This window comes from Opitutus terrae PB90-1 (assembly GCF_000019965.1).
GTDB lineage: Bacteria > Verrucomicrobiota > Verrucomicrobiia > Opitutales > Opitutaceae > Opitutus > Opitutus terrae.
Map to the genome: position 1 here is coordinate 719,401 of NC_010571.1, position 21,883 is coordinate 741,283.

General features: G+C 66.2%; 9 protein-coding genes and 1 tRNA gene. 6 read left to right on the top strand and 4 right to left on the bottom strand.

Features of this window, described 5'->3' with window-relative positions; genetic code table 11:
- Positions 1 to 354 precede the first annotated feature (354 nt).
- A tRNA-Ser gene (locus OTER_RS02995) sits at positions 355 to 444 on the bottom strand.
- 336 nt (positions 445 to 780) lie between these two features.
- Positions 781 to 4,407: a CRTAC1 family protein gene (locus OTER_RS03000; protein WP_012373425.1), complete on the bottom strand. Its 3,627-nt coding sequence runs from the start codon at positions 4,405 to 4,407 to the stop codon at positions 781 to 783.
- Between the two features lie 194 nt (positions 4,408 to 4,601).
- Between OTER_RS03000 and OTER_RS03005 the strand changes: the two genes are divergently transcribed.
- Positions 4,602 to 7,013, top strand: coding sequence for a hypothetical protein (locus tag OTER_RS03005; protein WP_012373426.1), 2,412 nt, complete (start codon positions 4,602 to 4,604; stop codon positions 7,011 to 7,013).
- Positions 7,014 to 7,212: 199 nt separating this feature from the next.
- Here OTER_RS03005 and OTER_RS03010 read toward each other — a convergent pair whose 3' ends face one another.
- On the bottom strand, positions 7,213 to 9,459 hold the full coding sequence (locus tag OTER_RS03010) for a tetratricopeptide repeat protein (RefSeq protein WP_012373427.1): 2,247 nt from the start codon (positions 9,457 to 9,459) through the stop codon (positions 7,213 to 7,215).
- 111 nt (positions 9,460 to 9,570) lie between these two features.
- Positions 9,571 to 13,311 (bottom strand): TonB-dependent receptor plug domain-containing protein, encoded by a 3,741-nt coding sequence (locus tag OTER_RS03015; RefSeq protein ID WP_044891522.1) that lies wholly within the window; start codon positions 13,309 to 13,311, stop codon positions 9,571 to 9,573.
- A 549-nt stretch (positions 13,312 to 13,860) separates the two neighbouring features.
- Between OTER_RS03015 and hemN the strand changes: the two genes are divergently transcribed.
- The 5 genes from hemN to nifJ all read left to right on the top strand — a co-directional run bounded on the left by hemN (position 13,861) and on the right by nifJ (position 21,794).
- A complete protein-coding gene (hemN, locus tag OTER_RS03020) occupies positions 13,861 to 15,276 on the top strand; it encodes an oxygen-independent coproporphyrinogen III oxidase (RefSeq protein WP_012373429.1) in 1,416 nt (471 codons plus the stop codon).
- Between the two features lie 86 nt (positions 15,277 to 15,362).
- Positions 15,363 to 15,782: a 6-pyruvoyl trahydropterin synthase family protein gene (locus tag OTER_RS03025; RefSeq protein WP_012373430.1), complete on the top strand. Its 420-nt coding sequence runs from the start codon at positions 15,363 to 15,365 to the stop codon at positions 15,780 to 15,782.
- Positions 15,783 to 15,970: 188 nt separating this feature from the next.
- Positions 15,971 to 16,426: a Fe-S cluster assembly sulfur transfer protein SufU gene (gene sufU / locus OTER_RS03030; protein WP_012373431.1), complete on the top strand. Its 456-nt coding sequence runs from the start codon at positions 15,971 to 15,973 to the stop codon at positions 16,424 to 16,426.
- Positions 16,427 to 16,547: 121 nt separating this feature from the next.
- A complete protein-coding gene (locus OTER_RS03035) occupies positions 16,548 to 17,777 on the top strand; it encodes an aminotransferase class V-fold PLP-dependent enzyme (protein WP_012373432.1) in 1,230 nt (409 codons plus the stop codon).
- A 381-nt stretch (positions 17,778 to 18,158) separates the two neighbouring features.
- Positions 18,159 to 21,794: a pyruvate:ferredoxin (flavodoxin) oxidoreductase gene (nifJ, locus tag OTER_RS03040; RefSeq protein ID WP_012373433.1), complete on the top strand. Its 3,636-nt coding sequence runs from the start codon at positions 18,159 to 18,161 to the stop codon at positions 21,792 to 21,794.
- Positions 21,795 to 21,883 lie beyond the last annotated feature (89 nt).

Here is a 21,883-nt window from a genome sequence, read left to right on the forward strand (position 1 = left end):
GGATTGGCTCGCTGCGCTCGGGGCTTCGCCCTCAGCGCTCCCCGCTGCCCCTTCTCCGTCGCGCTGCCACGGGACTTCGTCGAACCCAAGGGTTCTCATCCCTCCCTTCGATCGTCCTTCGGCAAATGTGACCGAGCACCCCGTGGGTGACCTGACCTGCTGGCGGAGGCTGGCGGAGAGGGAGGGATTGGCTCGCTGCGCTCGGGGCTTCGCCCTCAGCGCTCCGCGCTGCCCCTTCTCCGTCCCGCTGCCACGGGACTTCGTCGAACCCAAGGGTTCTCATCCCTCCCTTCGATCGTCCTTCGGCAAATGTGACCAAGCACTGCGTGGGTGACCTGATCTGCTGGCGGAGGCTGGCGGAGAGGGAGGGATTCGAACCCTCGGTAGCCTTTCGGCTACACGTGATTTCCAATCACGCACAATCGACCACTCTGCCACCTCTCCGGTGCTCCGGCAGACCTTCCGACAGGCCTGTCGTTTGTCGAAGCGGCGAAAGAAAGGCGGGCACCCTGCTGGGTCAACGCGGAATTGCGCCGAAGGCGATGGCCGGCGAGCGACCCAAGCCGCGCGGCATGGGCGTCCCGCCCGTGAGTAGGCGCACGGATGAAGTCAGGGAGAAGATGTCCGTGCCACGCGCCAGCCGTTTTTCTAGCCCGGAAATTTTATGAACAGGAGTAAGGCTCAGTCCGAAATTTCCGTCCGCCTGCGGCGGAGCGACCTTGTCGCGGCTAGCCCCGACAGAATCGGCCCGGAGGGCGGGTAGTTAATAAAATATTCGGGCTAGGGAGCGGTGATCGCGATTCGCCCCGGGAGCGACGGAGTCAGCACATGCTCACTGCTATTGCCCGACGGCCAGTGGATGATCAGCCGCAGGGGCGGACGCGCTTCTGAATACCCGAAGAAGCATCCCGACCCGGACTGGCTGTAATAGCCGCTGCCGGCTTGCACCTCCTGTTCGACCCGGCGCCCATCGGCCTGCTCCAGCACGACGCGCGCGCCAATCGCCGTTGGATTGCCGGCCGGGCCTTTCAATTCCACCTGAAACGAACGCCGGCCCTGCACTCCGGAGTTGTGCCACGCCAGCGTGCTTGCGTTGTTGCGGCTGACCAGGAAGTCCGCCCAGCCGTCCGCGTCGAGATCGAGTACCACCAAGGCTTTTGCGTCCCCTGGCACGATAAGCCCGCTTTGCATCGGCTCCACCGGCGCGAAATGTCCCCGGCCATCGCTCCGCAGCAGCTGGCTGAGCCCACCGTCGAAGCGGCCGACCGATGGAATCGGCGCATAGGAATTTTGGACGGCGTAAAGGTCGATGTTCCCATCCGCGTCGAAGTCGCCAGCGACCATGCCTTGAACCGCGGAGATCTGGGCGATGTGCGGCAGCGGCTCGAAGCGATACGTTCCGTCCGGCTGGCTCAGGAATACGCCGCTGCGCAGCTCCGTCGCTTCGAATCGCTGCGCCGCCGCCAGCCGGTCTGCTCCGAGCACCTCCGTCAGGGTTGCCTTCGCATACCCGTCGTTTCTTGGAAAGCGGCGGCTGAGCCCAGGAATCGCTGCGCTGAGGCTCTTTAGCGTGCGCCGCGGATAAAGCTGGCCGTTTTCCTGCACGGCTTCGATCAGCTGCGGCCGGCCGCTCTGGCCGAAGCGTCCGTGGAACAAAACAGCCGGCGCACGATAGCCGGTGTTCAAGCCGACGTTGCCCGCAGCGAAGTCCGGCCGTCCATCGCCATTGAAATCCCCGCTGCAGAGCGATGTCCACCAGCCGGTGCCGGCAACCGCAAAACCAGCGGTACCGGACACGTCGGTGAACCCGCGACCCTGATCGTTGTGCCAGCAGCGCACGCCGCCCCACTCGACCGCCAGCACCAGGTCGGGCCAGCCGTCGCGATCCACATCGCTCCACAACGCGGCACTCACCATTCCGCACTCCTGCAGCGCCGGCGCGAGCGTCGCCGTCACGTTCTCGAACCGGCCGCCCGCGTTGTGCAGCAGTGCGCTTTTCGGCGTGAGCGGATAACGTCCGGGCTGGACCCGGCCGCCAACGAAGACGTCCAACTTGCCGTCCCGGTCGAAATCGGCCGTGGCGACGGCGCCGACGCTGATCGGCAACGGCGGCAGCGTTCCGGGCGCCGGCACAAACCGGCCATCGCGATTCCAGTAGAGCATCGGCTGATAATCCGGTGAGCCCGCGGGCCGATTCGTGCCGGCTCGTGTTTCCAACAAATCCGGCCGGCCATCGCCATCCGCATCGAAAACCAACAGCGGTCCGTCATCGAGCACCGACGGCGGCAACTCGCGTTGCGACCACGCGCCGCTGGCAAGGACGCGAGCCGGCTGCCGGCCCGTGCCTCCGAGCACCACGTCCTGCTTGCCATCGCCATCGAGGTCGGCGACCGCGAGCGCCGGGCCGCGCCGATCGAAGCGCGTCGGCAGCAACGGCTGCAAGTCCGGCACGAAGCTCTCCTCGGAGACCAGCGCGAGCCCGCGGGTGACGCTCTCCTCGACGAACTGCCCCGCCGGCGGCGCGGCCGGCAGTTTCTTTTCGGCCGGGCCGCTGGGCTCCGTGATCGTGTAGCGGCGATCGCCGGCCAGATCGGCGATCGCCTGGGTGTGGCCGCTCGGCCATTCGACCGTGAGCCGGGCGATCCTGGTCTCTTCGCCAAGACCGAAATGGAGGACCGGTTCGCTGGAGGAGAGATACCCGCGGCCCACCACCAGCTGTCTCACTTGAACCCCGCCCGCCGTCTCAATCCGCACGACCGCGCCCACGCCGAACCGGTTCGAGGCCGTCCCGTGCAACGCCAAGATCACGCGGTGCCCAGTCGCGCTGTCGTTGCGCAGTACGGTCGCCGTGTCTTCGCAGTTCGCGAACACCACATCCAGATCGCCGTCCCCGTCGAAATCGCCGAACGCCGAGCCGAAGCAGACGCCCTCCTGATCGAGGCCCCAGGCCTTGCTGACGTCTTCGAAGTGAAGGTCGCCTTCGTTGCGGAACGCCAGGTTTCGCTCACGCAGCATGGGGCTCGCCTTCATCACGCGCACGCGATCGTTCGTGCTCTCCCGCAGGATCACGCTGTCGTGCAAGTCGGTATTGTTGTATTCGCGAATCATCCCGTTGGTGACGTGCAGATCCAGCCAGCCATCGTTGTCCAGGTCCTCGAGTCGCACCGCCCACGTCCAGTCCGTCGCCGCCACTCCCGCCAGCGCGCCCGCCTCGAGAAATCGGCCGAGGCCCGTGTTCAGGTGCAGCGTGTTCCGCAGAATCTGCGGCGCGAGCGTCGGGCTGTCGGCGTCGTCGCGGTTAAGCTCGCGGGCACTCGCCATCCCGCGCTGGTCCTTTTCGTGCGAGGTCGCCGCCATGTCAGCGGCGAACAGATCGATTCGGCCGTCGTTGTTCACGTCGCCGAGGTCCGCGCCCATGGACGAATACGGCATCTGCGGCACGACTTCGTGAATGACATCCGTGAACGTTCCGTTCCGGTCATTGCGGTAAAGCTTGTCCGCCGCGCCGAAATCATCCGCCACATACAGGTCGGGCCAGCCGTCCTGATTGTAATCCCACCACGTCGCCGAGTGCGCCAGGCTCTCACCCGCGATCCCGGCGCGCTGCGTCGCGTCTTCGAACGTGCCGTCGCCGCGGTTGTGAAACAGGTAGTCGCGCTGGCCGTTCGGCGAACGCGCGGCGTCGAGCAGGTTGGTCTGGATGTACACGTCCAACCAGCCGTCGCGATCGTAATCGCAGAAATTCCCCTGCCCGCTCGCATCCACCACCGCGAGCCCGCGCGCCACCGCCTCCTCGCGAAACGTGCCGTCGCGCTGGTTGATGTAGAGCAGATTGGGTGCGGCAAATCGGCAGACATAGAGGTCGAGCCAGCCGTCGTTGTTCACGTCAGCGAACGCCGCGCCCTGCGTCCACGTCCCCGGCGCGGGCGTTCGCGCGTCGCTTCCCACCAGGCGTTGCACGATATCGGGCGATTCGGCGGCACCGGGATCCGCCCGCATCAATCCGGCGCGCGCGGTCACGTCCGCAAACTTCCAGCCGCCCAGATTGCGAAACAGCCGGTTCTGCCCGGTCTTGCTCACGCAAAAAACATCCGGCCGGCCGTCGCTGTCGTAGTCGCCCGCCGCCACTCCGGTGCCGATCGCGCCAACGGCGAACTCCTGGTTGAGTCGGCCCCACATCTCCGGATCGAGATAGGCATTCTCCGTCACGATGCCGGTTTGCTCGCCCGGCAGCGGCGTGAACAACGTCGGGCCCGATGCGACGGATCGCGCGGCGAGCGGCGTCGACTCGAGCCCTGGCGTCGTGTCGGCCGCACGCACGAGCAGTCCGACGCTCGCGAGCACGGTCAATAGTCCGCATCGTCGGACCAGCAGGAGAAGGGGGCGCGCCGAGCGAGGGGGCTTCACGTCAGCGAAAGAGGGGGAAGGGAATCGCGTTATCCAAAAACGCAACCGCGCCCAAACCGGCCGGGCGCCGCCGTGTCCACGGCGAATTCCGTCATAGGAGAAAAATTACAGCGGAAAAGGTGGCGCGGCCGCGGCGGACGCCCACAGTGTCCGGCCACCGCGGCTCGCCGCGAACGACCGGAGCGCCCCACTCCATGCCCCCGCCGGCTTCTCTCTCCCGCTTCTGGATCGCCGCGCTGCTGATCGCGTCGACGTGGTTCATCGTGATCACCGCGATCCGCGTGCAGCACGTCGAGCGACTGAGTGCGGCGAGTGGCAAACTGCCCGCACTGGATCCAAATTCTCCCACCGGCTATGCCCACGGCCAGCGGCGGTTGCTCGCGCCCGGGCACAACAACGAGAGCTATCAATGGCTGATGCAGACGCAGCAGATGATCGCCACCAGCGAGTGGCGGTTGCGACGCGTCAGCTACGACAACGCACCGATCGGCCGCGCGGTGGTCACACCGTCGCTCTATCGTTGGTGGCTCGCCGGCGTCGCGGGTTGCGATCACCTGCTCTCGGGCCGCCCGCTCGGACTCGCGGTCGAGCGAGCAGCGCTATGGTCCGATCCACTGTTGCTGCTTCTGCTGCTCGCGGGTGGCACCTGGTTTGTGGCGGCGCATTTCGGGCCGGTAGCCGCGACCGTATTTCCGCTCGCCGCCGTCGGCCTGTATCCATTCGGCCGCGCTTTTCTTCCCGGCTGTCCGGACAACTCCGCACTCGCGCTCGTGCTGCTGGTGGGCGGCATCCTGCCGCTGCTCGCCGCGATCAGGTCGGAAACCGCGCCTTCCGCGGCTCGGTTACGGGCATGGGGGGTGATTTCCGGGCTACTCGGTGGACTGGCGGTGTGGCTGAACGTGCGCACCGCTGCGCCCGTGCTGATCGGACTCGGTTGCGGCAGCGCGGCCGCGATTTGGTGGTCGCGCGGCGAGGCCGCGACGCGCGTGCCGTGGCGGACGTGGAGCTACGCCGGCGCGGCGACGATCCTCATCGGCTGGTGGATCGACTATCGCGCGGGTGACTTGGGCGCGTGGCGGCTGACCGAGGTGCATCCGCTCTACGCGCTGGCCTGGCTCGGCGGCGGCGAGTTGCTGGCGGGCGTGAGCACGTGGGCGCGACAGGGCCGGCATTTCGTGACCTCCGGGCCGCTGTTCCGCCTGGTGGTCGCGCTGGCCGTGATCGCCGCGCTGCCAGCGTCGATGTATTTCCAGCATAGCCGCGGTCTCCTCGCGGAGAACTCGTTCGCGCGACAATTGACTCCACTCGATGACACCGGCGAGGTCGCGAACCTGTGGGCGTGGATCGTGCAGGAATCGCACGCATGGCAGGTGGTGGCGGTGCTCGTGCCGCTCGCGCTGCTGGCGTTTGCCGGATACCTGATCCAGCGCCGCACCACGGGCGATGCTCAGCAGGCCGTGCTCGTGGTGGCGCTCGGTCCAGTGTTGGTCACGCTGGGATTCGCGTGCGGGCAACTCAGCTGGTGGAGACAGCTCGACGCGCTCGTCCTGCCGTTGCTCGTCGCCGCCACCGCGGGGCTCCCGCTGCCACAATCGCGCCGTCGGTTCATCCTGGCCGCCGTGGCGGCAGGTCTGCTGGCGCCTGGACTGGTTCTTCTCGCGCCAGCGTGGCCCTCGGCCGAGCAGGCGTTCAGTGGGCGCGAGCAGGAGGCGCTGGCGGAACGCGAACTCGCGTACTGGCTCGCGCAGCGCGCCGGGCCGGACGGCGCGACGGCGCTAGCGCCGCCGAATCTGACCGCGTCACTGTGCTTCCACGGCGGGCTGCGCGGCATCGGCTCGCCGTATCGCGAAAACGACGAGGGATTCCAAGCCTCCGTCCGCCTCGCGGGCGCCGTGCATGCAGACGAAGCGCAGGCGCTGGCGCGGCAGCGCGGGCTCACGCACGTGGTTATTCCGTCGTGGGACGGTTTCTTGGACGAATACGCCCGGCTTGGCGGCGGGGAGTTTGGGCACACGCTGGTGGGCCTGCTGCACACGTGGCTGCCCCCGCGCTGGCTGCGCCCGGTGGCATTTTATTTGCCCAACGAAAAAGTCTTCGAGAACAGCCGGCTCCTCGTGTTCGAGTTCACCGAGGTGCAGGATGAGGCAAGCGCGCTCTGCCGGTTGACGGACTACTTCGTCGACATGGGCCAGCTCGACCTCGCCGCGATGGCGGCGCAAACCCTCGCCACCGACTACGGCGGCGATTTCGGCGCCCAGGTGTCGCAGGCCCGCGTCACCATCGCCCGGCGCGACCCGAGCGGCTTCGCCCGCGCGCTCGAATCCATTACCGCCGGGCTCGCCGCCGGACAGGACGAAACGCTGGCGTGGGATCAACGCGTCAGCCTCTGCCTCGTGCTGGCGGAGGGCGGGCGGATTTCCGAGGCGAAAACCCAGGCCGCTCGCTGTCTCGACGAAATGGGCGAGCTGGAAATTCGTGTGCTCGCGGAGCCCACGCTCTTTCGGTTCCTGACGCTGTGCCGCGCGCTGCGGCTGGAGATTCAGGATGAACCTCTGCGGAGCTTCGCCAAAACGCTCCTGCCACCGGCGCTGCGCGAACAAATCTAGATGCTGCCATGCACTTTCGCGCAACGGTCCAGAGGTAGGGCCGGCACTCCGCTGCCCGCCGGGAGGTCGTGTGATGTTCGCGGCGCTCACGGAGTGAGCGCCCTACCTAAGCCGGCTCACGTTTGAAATGCATGACATGTTCTAGAGGGTTTCCAAAAGTGGCCAGGCTCGGTGATCCCGTTGGTCGCCCACCGCGCGTTCAGCGCGTCGTCTTCCCTGACAGCAACTGCAGGTTTTGCCGCGCGGGCGCAAAGGTCGGATCCAATTCCAGCGCCCGAGTCCATGCCGCGCGAGCCGCCGCTGCGTCGCCCAACCGCGCGTGAATGATGCCCCGTAGATTTTCCGCTTCGAGGTAGTTGGGCTGGAGCCGAAGCGCCTGTTGCACCTGCGCCAGCGCCTCCTCGATCCGGCCCGCGATCTCCAGCAAATGCAGCGCGAAGTTGAACCGCACCCACGGGAGCCGCGGGTCGATCTGCAGCGCGGCTTCATCGTGGACAATCGCCTCGTTCAGCCGGCCGGGTAGAAGCGCGAGCGCGTTCGCAAGCTGCGCATGAACCATCGCCGAGTTCGGCTGCCCGCGTAACGCCGCCTCGAGGTGGGGCAGCGCGTCCGCCGGGCGGCCCAGCTGGGTGAGCACGCGGCCAAGCGCGAGGTGCGCCTCGGGATCGTCGGGCAGTTGGCGCAGCACCGCTTCGTAGTCGGGGATCGCTTCCGCCATCCGGCCCGGCACGGTCGCCAACAGATTCCCGCGATGAAAGTGCGCCGGCGCATAGTCGGGCATCGCGCGCAAGACCTCATCGAAACAAGCCAGCGCCTCCGCGGCGCGGCCGGGAATCCGCGCAAGCGCCTGCGCGAGGTTGGCGCGGGCGAGCGCGAACTTTGGCCGCAATCGCAGCGCCGTCCCGTAGTGCTCGACCGCTTCGGCCAAACCGTCCGGCGTGGCGGCGAGTTCGTTCGCCAGGCCGTTGTGCGCCTCCGCGAAGGTTGGCCGCAACTGCACCGCACGGCGAAAGAGCGCGATGGCTTCATCGCGGTGGCCGGGCGCACGTACGAGCAAGGCGGCGAGTGCGGCGAGCGAATCGGGGTTGTCGGGCTTCAGCTCCAGCGCGCGCCGGAAGAGCGCGATCGCTTCCACGCGCCGGCCGGGCGTTCGCGCCACCGTGTCGGCCAGGATGTGATGCCCCATCCAGCTCTGCGGGTTGTGCGCGATGTTAGCTCGAAACAGCGTTTCGTTGTCCTGATAAAGCCGGCTCTGGTTGCGCGCCCGCAGCCCGAGCGTGAGCACGACGCCGACTGCCAGCGCCGGGGCCAACGCGCGCGGTCGCGCAGCCACCCGGCGCATCACCGCAACTCCGGCGGTGGCGACACCGGCCATCGCGATCGGAATCGCGAGATACTGAAAATGGTCCGCGACGTAGGAGAACGAGAACGAGAATACCTTCAGAAACCCGAGCACCGGGAAAAGCGTCCCCGCGTAGAGGAGCCACCAGGCGAGCGGACCGCGGGAGCGCCGACGCCAAAGCCATAGCGCAGCCGTGACCGCAACCGCCGCCAACAGGTGAAGGCTCCAGCCGCGCGACTCCGCCGCGACGTCCCAGAGCGGGTAGAAAAACGTGAGGCCCGCCGGCCAGAGCAGCTGGCCGAGCGAAAACCAAAGCACGCGGGCGGCGAGCAACGTGCGCTCCAGCAGCGAAAGATCCGGCACGACGAGGTTCGCCCCCACCCACTCGCCTTCGACTGAACGCGTCAGCAGTCCCGCCGCGAGCGCCATCGCAAACCAAGGCAGCAGCGGCAGCACGTCTCGTCGCCACGCGAGTCGTCCGTGTTGCCACCAACTCAGCACGAGCAGCGCTGCGGGCAGCGTGACCGTCATCGTTTTCGCTCCGAGCGCCAGCAGGAAACAGCCGAACGCCCACGCATACGCCGGACCGCTCCGCCGCTGCTGGAACTCGAGGTAGCCCAATGCCGACAACAAATAGAACAGCGTCGAGAGCGTGTTCTTCTGCTCGGTGATCCACGCGACGGACTCGACACAGACCGGATGCACTACAAACAGCGCCGCGGCCAGCCACGCGGCCGCCGAATCTGACCCGAGCCGGCGCAAGCACAACGCGAGGAGCACCGCATTGCCGACGTGCAGCAGCACGTTGAGCAGATGATAGCCGAGCATCGACTCACCCCAGAGCGCGTGCTCGATCCAAAACGCGGTGTGCAGGACCGGGTAGTATTCCTGCGTCGCGCCGATCTCGAACCAGATCCGCCACAGTCCGTGCCAGCCCTGCAGTCCGAGCCGGGTCACGTGGGCGGGATCGTCCCACAGCATTGCTCCGCGGAGCGCCGGCGCATACGCGAGCAGCGCCAGCACGATCAGGCCCCCGCTGGCGGCGAGCAGGCCACCGACGGACCGGAGCCGAACCGCGGTGATCGATGAGGCGGAGTCGTTCATCCCGTTGGGTCGCGAAGGCGGCGACGAATCTGTGCGGAAAATCCGGATGCGCAATCCGGGCGAAAAAAAGCGCCTCCCGCAGGAGGCGCTTCGAGGAGCCACCGGAGCAGATCAGAACGCGAACGAGTTCGTCAGCGTGATCTGCTGATGCGGCGATATTCGATACGTCGCCGGGGTGCCGTCGGGCTGAACCGTGACGGGGATCAGCTCGTTGCCTTTCCCAACGTTCATCACGTTCAGCTGCACGTTCCACTCGATGTCCTGCGAGAACACCTTGCGGGGCAGCCGCCGTCGATAGCCGACCCATAGGTCGAAATAGGCCTCCGCCGGCCCGTAGTACGGATTCGCCAGATCGAAGGCGATATCCGAGCCGAGCGGATCGCCCACCGGACGGTTGCCGAGCGCGTTCTTGCCCTGCCAGCGCACGCCGCCGCCGACGTTGAAGCCCTTGAGCGCGCCCTCGTCGAAGGCATAGTTGGTGATCGCGTTGAAGCGCCACTCGCGCAGCTCGGAGGCCTTGGTGCCTTCCGACAGCGCTTTCTGCGCCCAGTTGGAACCGACGCTGTTGAACCACTGCCGCAGCGTGGTGTCGTTGCCGGCGCCGCCCCACCAGATGCGGAGGTCGCCCGCCGCCGTGGTGCGGATCGCCTTTTCATAGGCGGTGATGAACTCGCGCAGATTGGCGCCGCCGACGTTCGAGCGCGTGGCGTTGACCTGCGTGGCGTTGAAGGTGAGCCGCCAGTTGCGCGTCGGGTTCGCGTTGAACTCGATCTCGTAGCCGTGCGACTCGCTGTCCTCGGTGACCGTGAAGCCCTGCGGCTGGGCGGCGGCGATGGGCTTGGTGAGGTCGTTCAGGTTGATGCCCCACGCGGCGTAGAAGCGCGGATCGACCTGCTTCTGCCACACGCGCCAGGCGTCCACGGCGGCTTTCTCGCGGCTCTGCGCCTGGTCGATCGTTTCGCCGATGTCGGTGCCGTAGTTGTAGAGCGTGTTCGTCGGGTCGAAGTCCGGATTGCCCGGGATGAACGTCGACGTGTAGCCCGGCGGATTGGCCGCGCCCGCGGGCCGGTTGTTCGCCTGATGACTGATGATGTAGGACTGGTTGTCGATCGCCAGGTCGTATTCGAACTGGTTGGCCCAGTTGCCGCCGTACTGCTGCGACGTGCCGATGAAGCCCGAGTTGCCGAGCGTCGAACTGCTGGCGTCCTTCAGCGTCGTGATGAATTTGTTGATCTTGAGCGAATACTTCCCGTCCTTCGTCTCGAGCAGGATGCCGCGGTCGATCGTCTTGCCCGAGGGCGGTGAAAGCGGCTCGCCGTAAACATCCACGCGACGCGCGTCCGGCTGGAAGTTGGAGGACGAGTTGTAGAACAGCGTGATGTCGATCGGCAGCCGCTCCAGCATCTTCGAGAGATACGGCAGGTCGTTGACGTGAGTCACCACGCTGTAGGAGCGCGAGATCGCCTTGATCGTGTTGATGGGATCGCTGGGGAGCGCGTAGCCGCCGTTCTTGTCGAGGTCGAGGTAGCCGGGCACCGGCGTATTGCCGGCAGTCAGCGACTTGCCCCAGGCCTTCGCGGTGTCCTCGCGGTAGCCGAGCGTGCCGATGATCGACTTGTCCCACCAGTAACTCTGCCAGACGAGCGCCTTCGAGGTGACCTCGGTCTTGTTGCGCTGCGCGTCCGTCGTCAGGAGCGCGCGATAGTTCGGGCCCCACTCCGAGTCGACGATGTTGACGGGAATGTTCACGAACCCGCGATAGTTCGCCGGGTTTTCCGATTGGAAGGAGTTATAGGCGCCGCGCTCGTTCGCCGTGGTGGCCGGGTTGTCGAATAGATTAAACGGCGGAATATTCGGGTAGTATTCATTCGCCCAATAGTCCGCCGGATTGACGTTGGTCGCCGTCCACGTGGAGTCGAAGGTGCGCACGTTCAACGTGGCCGGCACCTCCACGCGCGCTGTCGCGCGGGGGATGTTGGAGCCCGCCGCGGTGTTGCGGCCGCTCAACGAATCGCCGAGGTAGATGATCCGATTCACCGACACGTCCGGGGCGTTAAACCGGAAATTCGTGCGGCCGATGAAATTCAGATAGTTGGGATCGCGCGCCGAGTAGCGGGCCCACGTGCGGTTGTCGGTCTCCTGTTTGTCCTTCGAATACAGCCCGGTGAGGATGTGCTTGCCGAGGATGCGGGTGAGCAGGTTCTTGTGCCCGTTGCGATTGAAGTCGTGGGAGAAGAAGCCCGTGAGCCGCAGGGCGTCGCGCCGGCTGACATACTCGGTGTTGCCGCCCTGGCCGCTGTCGCTGATGAAGGGCCGGCCGACGTTCGGATTCGGCGTGCCGTCGAGGAACGGCTCGCCGTTTTTGCCGGCGGGCGTGCCGTCGTTATAGACGCTGTTGATGTCGATGAAGATCGCCTGCTGGCTGCCGGTGAGCAGCGCGAGCTGGCCGCGCTTGAAGTCCTCGTGCTGCACGTTGGCCTCGAAGCCGAACGTGTCGTCCATGAACGTCTGCGCGAGGCTCACGTTGTAGGCGTTCCAGTCGTTCCACTCGTCCTTGTTCGGGCCGTCGATCAGGTTGTTGTAGAAATCGAACACCGTCGGATCCGTGAGGCTGACGGCCTTGTAGAGACCGTATTGGTAGTACGGCAGTCCGGCATTCGTCGCGAACGCGTCGTAGGTGGCCACGCCGCCGGGCCGCTGGAAGGAGCGGCCGAGGCTGCCGTCGATCGCGCCGGTCGAGCTGATGCCGCGCGTCTTGTAGTCCTCCCATACGACGTTGCTGCCGGGCAACGCCGCGCCGCCGTTCACATAGAAGGAGTCGATGCCGGAGAACTGGTTCGCAAAATTGCCGACCCACGGGTTGTAGCCGGGGTTGAACTTGCCGGCATCCGGCCCGCCGTTGATGACCGGACGGACCTGCCCGTGATTCGGCCGGCCCGTATTGTCATCCTGGAGCTGGAACGGATTGAACGTCTCGCGGTTCAGGTTGTTGAAGACCCGCGTCTGGCCAAAGGTCACCGGCGTCGAGACCCCATCGATGATCGCCTGGCCCGTGCCCTTGTAGACGCCGTTGTACGTACCGGTGTAGAACCACGGCGTGATCCGATCGAGCGGCGGCAGCGAGCGCGGGCGGTTGCTGCGCACGTTGCCGTTTTCGAAGTTCGCCTTGAGGATCGTGCGCGCCGAACCCTTCTTGAGGAAGTTGGGCTCGTAACGGAATGCCCCATACGCACGGCGGTTGTCCTCGAAGGCCGGCTCCTGCTGGAACTGGTTCTTCTCGTGCAACACGTCGACGCGCGCGGCGAGCTCGTTCGGCAGGATGACCTTGTTGAAGTTGCCCACCCAGCGCACGCTGCCCCAGTTGTCGACGCGGACGCCGACTTCGTTGGTGTCGCGGAAGCCGGCCTGCTTCAAGCCGGCGTTGAGCAAACCTGCCGGACTGCCCAACCCGAACAGAATTGAGTTCGGCCCGCGCTGCAGATCGACGCGATCGAGGTTAAACGAGTCCCAGGGGATATCCGAGAGGAAGAAATCCCGGGTGTTGTCCGCGGCGGCGAGGCCGCGCACGCGCGTGTTGGCGTTCGGCCGCGTGAAGCGGTCCGCCTCGTTCAGCACCGCGCCGTCGCCGAGTCCCGCGAAGTTGCCCCGAATGCTGCCGACCTCCGTGCCGGCCGTGTACTGGAGCAGCGTTTCGTTGTTCGTCGCCTGCACGTCCTTCAGCAACTGGCTCGTAATCACTGTCACCGCGTTGCCGATATCGCGCAGATCGGTGTTCAAGCGGTTGCCGGCGAGGGTGTGCGCGGCCGCATAGCCGCGATCATCCGACGCGGACACCTCGAACGGCGAGAGCACGACGAGTTGATCATCTTCGCCCTCAGCGGCGGAACTCGCCGGTGGGGCAGCCGTCTGCGCTCGCGCAGCGCCGGCCGTGAGGCACAGCGCTGACGCAAGCGTCAGGGCGCATCTGACTAGGTGTGTGTGGTTTGTCACTTGCATGCCTTGGTTTCGGCGCGGGACGCCCAAGAGCAGGCGCCCGCGCCATAGGGTGGGGGAAGGCAACGCGCGTCGGCGGAAGCGCCGAAGCGGGGGGAAGCGGAGAAAGGGAGGGTTGGCTCGCGCAACCCGACGTTCACCTTGTAGTGAGCGTCAGGTTACAGCGGGGGTTGGGTGGGGCGGTGCGTACAAGATGCGAGCAGTACGAAAACGCGCGTCGCCCCGCCGTCTAACCTTAGAATAGCCTGTCATATCTCGCCGCTCGCTCCGGCGAATTCCCGCTCTCGAACCCACCGCGTGCTCGTCGCCGGCGCCGCGCTCCCGGCTACAAAATGCGCACAGGTTTGGCCAACACTCGCGCAGTGACTTGCGCCCACCCGTGGCAAACTCTAGCTGGCAGTCTCAGACATGATCTCACCACACGAACCCACCGCCGCACCGGTGCCCCCTTCCCCCATCAACCTCGACCTAGTCCGCAAATACTCGGTCCCGGGCCCACGCTACACCTCGTACCCGCCGGCCACGCAGTTTACTCCGGAGCTGGGTTCGCTCGCGCTCGAAGAGGCCATCGCCGAGGACAATACGCCGGATGCCGGGCCGCTCTCGCTCTATTTCCACCTGCCGTTTTGCGAAACCCGTTGCTGGTTCTGCGGCTGCACCACGGTCGTCACGCGCCGGCGTGAGTCCGCTGCGGAATACCTCGACTGGCTCGGCCAGGAAATGCGCCTCACCGCGGCGCGCATGAACCGCGCGCGGCCGGTCACGCAGATTCACCTCGGCGGCGGCACGCCGACGTTTTTTCCACCCGACGAGCTGCGCCGGCTCGGCACGATGATCCGCGAGCTCTTCACGGTGTCACCGGATGTCGAATTCAGCGTCGAGGTCGATCCTCGCCGGCTGACGTTCGACCACGTGGCCGCCCTGCGTGAGATCGGTGCACGCCGCGCGTCGCTCGGCGTGCAGGACACCAATCCCGAGGTGCAGCTGGCGATTCACCGCGTCCAGCCCCAAGCGCAGAACCAGCGCGCCGTCGAGTGGCTGCGCGAGGCGGGTTTCAATTCGATCAATGTCGACCTGATCCACGGCCTTCCGCTGCAGACCGCCACATCGTTCGGCCACACGATCGACGACGTGCTCACGCTACAGCCCGAGCGGCTGGTGGTATTCAGCTATGCGCACGTGCCGTGGATCAAACCGGCGCAGCGGATCTTCGACGATCGCGGGCAGTTGCCCAGCGCCGAGGAAAAACTCGGGATGTTCGCCCTGGCGCACGCCCGACTCACGGCCGCAGGTTATGTCGACATCGGGCTCGATCACTTTGCCCGGCCGGATGACGAACTCGCCATCGCGCAGCGCTCCGGCACGCTGCACCGCAACTTCCAAGGTTACAGCACGCACGCCGGCGCTTCCCTCTACGCTTTCGGCATGTCGTCCATCTCGTCGACGCCGACGACCTACCGGCAGAACCACAAGACGCTGCCGGCTTGGCGCGATGCGATCGTCGCCGGCCAGCTCCCGATCGAGCGCGGACTGCGGCTCTCGCTGGAGGACCGCCGCCGCCGCACGATCATCATGAAGATCATGTGTGACCGCCGGCTCGACTACGCCGCCCTCTCGCAGGTGTTCGGGTTCAATTTCAGCGAACGCTACGCCGCGATCCTCGGCTCGATGTCCGACCTCGAAGCCGATGGTTTGATCGAGCGCACGGGCCAGGCGCTTACTGTCAAGCCCGTGGGCGTGCCGCTGCTGCGCGTGATTGCGATGAGGTTCGATGAGTATCTGGCCGCTGCGGCCGGCGAGCAGCGACACTCGAAGACGATCTGAGGCATCGCGCTGCATTGACGCTACACCGGTCGTCCGGTAGCCCGTCTGCCGACACCGTCTACCGTCACACCGTCCACCGTCGCTGCATGCCTTTTCGCATCGCCAAGTCCTTCACCGTCGAAAGCGGCCATCTGCTCACCAAGCATCCCGGCTCCTGCCGGTTCCCGCACGGACACAGCCGCACGATCGAAATCATCGTGACCAGCGACCAGCTGGATGCCGCCGACATGGTGTGCGATTTCAAGGCGCTCAAAGCCGCCGCGACCGACGCGGTCCACCGTTTCGACCACACCTTCGCGCTCAACACGGCCGATCCGCGTTTTGCGGAGCTGCGCGCCGCGTATGGCGACCATGTCGTCGCGTTCCCCGACACGGATCCGACGACGGAGGTGCTCGCCCGCGAAATCTTTCAGCAGGTGCGGGCCAAGCTGCAGGTGCCCGGTGTCCGACTCGAGCGAGTTCGCGTCACCGAAACCGCGACCAGCTGGGCGGAGTATTGGGAGTAGCGACAGCATTCAGCCACGATGCGCGCGCTCATCGTGTAGCCGGGGTCGCCGACCCGGGCCCGGCCTCAGCGAGGCCGGCTACATCAAGCCACCCCCGGGGACAGCTCTGGCCGCGGACCTCGAGCACACCGTTCTCGCGAGTTGCCATTCGGGCGGGGGCGTCTGAGATTCGGTCTCCGTTTTCATCGATGTCAGCTGATCTCTCCGAACTGTATCAACAGGTCATCCTCGACCACAACAAGCGCCCCCGCAACCGCGGCACGCTGCCCAAGGCGAACCGCGTGGCCCATGGCGATAATCCTTCCTGCGGCGACCAGTGCAGCGTCTATCTCCGACTGGACGGCGATCGCATCGCCGACATCAGCTTCGATGGTTCCGGTTGCGCGATCTCGCAGGCCAGCGCCTCGTTGATGACGACACAGCTGAAAGGCAAGACCGCGGGCGAGGCCGAGCAGTTGTTCAAACAGTTCCACGACATCGTGACCAGCGGCCAGGCGCCGGAGGAGATCAGCGATCTCGCGGCGTTTGCCGGCGTGCATGCCTTCCCCGCGCGGATCAAATGCGCAACGCTTGGCTGGCATGCGGCGCTCAACGCGCTCCACGGCGATCCCGCCGAGGCGACGACGGAGAGCCACAACGACTGAGTTGCGGCCCATGAGTCTAGAGCTGAGAGCCCAGAGCCCAGAGCCGCAAGCTGTCGGACATTCGTTCTGCGCGAGGCTCCAGGCTCTTAGCTCTAAGCTCTAGACTTTCAGCCCCCCTTCCATGCCCTCCTGGTCCACCGTCCGTGACGATTTTCCGATCCTGCATCAGCAGGTTCACGGAAAGCCGTTGGTCTATCTCGACAACGCCGCCACGACGCAGAAGCCGCGCAGCGTGATCGATGCGCTCGTGCACTACTACGAGCGCGACAACGCCAACGTGCACCGCGGGCTGCACGCGCTATCCACCCGCGCTACCGATGCCTACGAAGGCGCCCGCGCGCGCATCGCCCGGTTTCTCAACGCCGCCGATCCCGCGGAAATCATTTTTACGCGCGGCACCACGGAGAGCGTCAACGTCGTCGCCCGCAGCTTGGCGCACGTGCTGAAGCCCGGCGACGTGATTCTTTCCACGGAGATGGAGCATCACTCCAACCTCGTGCCCTGGCAGCAGCTCGCGCGGGCCACCGGCGCGAAGCTCCGGTTCGTGCCGATCGTCGGCGCGGACGCCGAGGGCGGACTCGATCTCGCTGCCCTCGACCGGCTGCTTACGCCGGAGGTCAAGGTCTTCGCGTTCACGCACCTATCCAACACGCTGGGCACGATCAATCCCATCGCTGAACTCTGCGCCCGCGCACGCGCAATCGGCGCGCTCACGGTGATCGACGCCGCGCAATCCGGCGGACACGCCCCGCTCGATGTGCGGGCGCTCGGGTGCGACTACCTCGTGCTGTCCGGCCACAAGATGTGCGGTCCGACCGGCATCGGCGTGCTTTACGGAAAACGCGAACTGCTGGACCGGCTCACGCCCACCGAAACCGGCGGAGGAATGGTCGTGACGGTTCACTACGAAGACGCCACGTGGAAGCCATCACCCGAACGGTTCGAGGCCGGCACGCCGAACATCGCCGGCGCCATCGGACTCGCCGCGGCGTGCGACTACCTCGACGCGCTCGGTCGCGACGCGATTGCGCGGCATGACCACGAACTCGGCCGGCTCGCTTACGAGAAGCTCGCCGAACTGCCAGGCATCCGGTTGATCGGACCACGCGACGGTCGGAGCGGCGTGGTGAGCTTCGCGTTCGAAGGCGTGCATGCCCACGACGTGGTGACGTTCGCCGACGAGGATGGCATCGCACTGCGCGGCGGGCATCACTGCAACCAGCCATTGATGCGCAAGCTGGGCCTCACCAGTACCACGCGGGCGAGCTTTTATCTCTACAACACGCCCGAGGAAATCGACGCGCTGGTCGCGAGTCTGCGCAAGATCCTGAAGTTCTTCGGCGTGAGCTGAAATCCGTGGGGACGCGACGCCCTCGTCGCGTCTTCCGCGTTCGCCAGCCAAACCGCCACGACTGGGCCGTCGCGGCTCCATCCGTTGTAGCCGGGGTCGCTGACCCCGGCTCGGCCTCGACGAGACCGACTACAACATCCCGCCTGCGAAAGATCGTGGAGGTGCGACGCCCTCGTCACGTCTTCCGCCTTCCCCAGCCAGACCGCCGCGACGGGGCATCGCGGCTTCATGCAAATCGGGCCCTCCGCGCCGCACTATAAGATCCGCCCGCAATCTTTGCGTCAGCAAAGCCAAGTCATGCGCAGCCGTATGCCGCATTTTTTGCGACAGTCGCAGCTCCGTCGGCCAGCCCTTCCGGGGTCGTTCGGCGTCTCCCCCTACATGAATACCAACGGCCGCAAGACCACTTTTAAGATTCTCGACGGCAACGAGGCGGCAGCCTCCGTTGCTTACCGGCTCAACGAGCTGATCGCGATTTACCCGATCACCCCGTCGTCTCCGATGGCGGAATATTGCGACGAATGGGCCGCAGCTGGAAAGAAGAACCTCTGGGGCGAGATCCCGCGCATCGTCGAGATGCAGTCCGAAGGCGGCGCCGCGGGTGCCGTGCACGGCGGATTGCTGGGCGGCGCGCTCACCACGACGTTCACTGCATCGCAGGGCCTCCTGCTGATGGTTCCCAACCTCTACAAGATCGCGGGCGAGCTGCTGCCGCTCACGATCCATGTCAGCGCCCGCGCGCTCGCCGCGCAGGGTCTCTCGATCTTCGGCGACCAGGCCGACGTCATGGCCTGCCGCGCCACGGGTTGCGCGCTGCTGTGCAGCAACTCGACGCAGGAAGCGCACGACTTCGCGCTGATCGCCATCGCCGCGAGCTATCGCAGCCGGGTGCCGTTCATTCACTTCTTCGACGGCTTCCGCACCTCGCACGAGGTGCAGAAGATCACCACCATCTCCGATGACGAGATTCGCGCGGTCATCGACGAGAAGGATATCGCCGCGTTCCGCGCGCGGATGATGACGCCCGACAAGCCGACGCTGCGCGGCACCGCCCAGAACCCGGACGTGAACTTCCAGGGTCGCGAGGCCGTGAACCGGTTCTACGACGCCCTCCCCACCATCGTGCAGGAAACGATGGATCGTTTCGCCGCGGTCACCGGCCGCGCCTACAAACTCTTCGACTACCACGGTCATCCCGAAGCCGAGCGCGTCGCGATCGCGATGGGCAGCGGCGTGGAGACGCTCTGCGAGACGGCCGACTGGCTGGCCGCCAAGGGCGAGAAGGTCGGCGTGATCGCCGTCCGCCTGTTCCTCCCCTTCCATGTGAAGTCCTTCATGGCCGCGTTGCCGAAGACGGTGAAAGCCATCGCGGTGCTCGATCGCACGAAGGAGCCGGGCGCGCTCGGCGAGCCGCTCTACCAGACCGTCATCACCGCGCTGGCCGAAGCCCGCTCCGAGCTCGCGGGTTCGCCGCGCGTCGTCGGCGGCCGCTACGGCCTCGGCTCGAAGGAATTCACGCCCGCCATGGTGCGCGCGGTCTTCGAGAACCTCTCGCGCTGGGAGCCGAAGAATCATTTCACGGTCGGCATCATCGATGACGTCACCGGCACCTCGCTGCCGTTCGACGCCGAGTGGGACATCGAAGCCGACGACGTTCGCCGCTGCGTGTTCGTTGGACTCGGCGCTGACGGCACGGTCGGCGCGAACAAGAATTCGATCAAGATCATCGGCGAACAGACGGATTTCTACGCGCAGGGCTACTTCGTCTACGACTCGAAGAAGTCCGGCTCGGTCACGACGTCGCACCTGCGGTTCGGCCCGCGGCCGGTGCACGCGCCGTATCTCATCCGGCAGGGCGGCTTCGTCGCCTGCAGTCAGTTCAGCTTTGTCGGACGCACCGAAGTGCTCGGCTACGCCAAGCCCGGCGCCACCGTGCTGCTCAACTCGCCCTACTCGCCCGAGCAAACCTGGAAGGTCCTCCCGCGCGAATGGCAGTCGACGCTCATCAGCAAGAAGCTCCGGCTGTTCGTGATCGACGCGACGAAGGTTGCGCACGACAGCGGCATGGGCCGTCGCACCAACACGGTGTTGCAGACCTGCTTCTTCGCACTCTCCGGCGTGCTCCCGCAGGACGAGGCGATCGCCCACATCAAGAAGGCCATCACCAAGACCTACGGCCGCAAGGGCGAGAAGGTCGTGCAGATGAACCATGCCGCGGTTGACGCCGCGCTCGCCGGACTCTTCGAGGTGAAGATTCCCGCCGCGCCGGAAACCGAGGCGGTTGCCACCGTGCCTCCGGCCTACGCCGACGCGCCGGAATTCGTCCGCCAGGTCACCGCCAAGCTGCTCGCCAACGAAGGCGATCTCATGCCGGTCAGCGCCATCCCGCTCGACGGCTGCTGGCCGACGGGCACCGCGCGGTTCGAGAAACGCAACATCGCGCTCGAGATTCCCGTCTGGGACCCGGCGATCTGCATCCAGTGCAACAAGTGCGCGATGGTTTGCCCGCACGCCGCGATCCGCCCGAAGTTCTTCGATCCGGCCGAGCTGGCCAAAGCCCCCGAGGGCTTCCAGTCCGTGCCGTTCAAATCCACCGAGTTCGCCGGCCGGCACTACACGCTGCAGGTCGCCGCGGAAGATTGCACCGGCTGCTCGATCTGCGTGCAGGTCTGCCCGGCCAAGGACAAGACCAATCCGAAACACAAGGCGATCGACATGACGCCGCAGGCCCCGCTGCTCGCGAAGGCCCGCCGGGATTGGGACTTCTTCACCAAGCTGCCTGATCCGGACCGCACCAAGATCGACGTTTCGACGGTCAAGAACGCGCAGTTCCTCACGCCGCTGTTCGAATTCTCCGGCGCGTGCGCCGGTTGCGGCGAGACGCCTTACATCAAGCTCATCACGCAGCTGTTCGGCGACCGCATGGTCGTCGGCAACGCGACGGGCTGTTCCTCGATCTACGGTGGCAACCTGCCGACCACGCCTTACTGCAGCGATCACCACGGCCGCGGTCCGACCTGGGCCAACTCGCTCTTCGAGGACAACGCCGAGTTCGGTCTCGGCCTGCACCTCGCGGTCGAGCAGCGCGCCCGCACCGCGAAGGAGATGCTCAACCGGCTCGCGCCGAAACTCGACGCCGGGCTCGTGCAGTCGCTCCTCAGCGCCGACCAATCGAACGAAGCTGGCATCGCCGCGCAGCGCGAACGCGTCGCCCAGTTGAAGGATGCCCTCCGTGCGATGGACAGCTTCGAGGCCAAGCGGCTCGCGTTCCTCGCGGACGATCTCGTCAAGAAATGCACGTGGATCTTCGGCGGTGACGGCTGGGCTTACGATATTGGCTACGGCGGACTGGATCACGTCCTCGCCTCCGGCGCGAACGTCAAGGTGCTGGTCCTCGACACCGAGGTTTATTCCAACACCGGTGGCCAGTCCTCGAAGGCCACGCCGATGGGCGCGGTCGCGAAGTTCGCCGCTTCCGGCAAGGCGATCGCCAAGAAGGATCTCGCGCTGATCGCGATGCAATACGGCCACGTCTACGTCGCGCGCGTCGCCTTCGGCGCCAAGGACAGCCAAACGCTGCAGGCGATCCGCGAAGCCGAGGCCTACAACGGCCCCGCGCTGATCATCGCCTACTCGCACTGCATCGCGCACGGCTTCCCGCTGGAGCACGGACTCGAGCAGCAGAAGCTCGCGGTGGACACCGGCTACTGGCCGCTCTTCCGCTACGACCCGCGACTGGCGGCCAAGGGCGAAGTGCCGCTCAAGCTGGACTCCCCGGCGCCAAAGACGGAGCTCGCCAAGTTCATGGCCAACGAGACGCGGTTCGGCATTCTCCGCAATGTCGCCCCGGCTCGCGCCGAGGAACTCGCGACGCAGGCCCAGGCCCAGGTGCGGCAGCACTATGCGCTGTATCAGCATCTCGCCTCGCCGGCGCACACCAACGGCAACGGCCACGCGCCGGCCGCCGCGGTGCCCGCGCCCAAGCCGGTGACGCCGCCGAAGCCTTCCGCTTCCTAAGCGGTCGGCACTCGCGGGTGCCGGCTCGCACGCTCCACCCGCTGTTCTTTTCCAGATGCTCCGGTCAGCCCCGCTGGCCGGAGCATCTT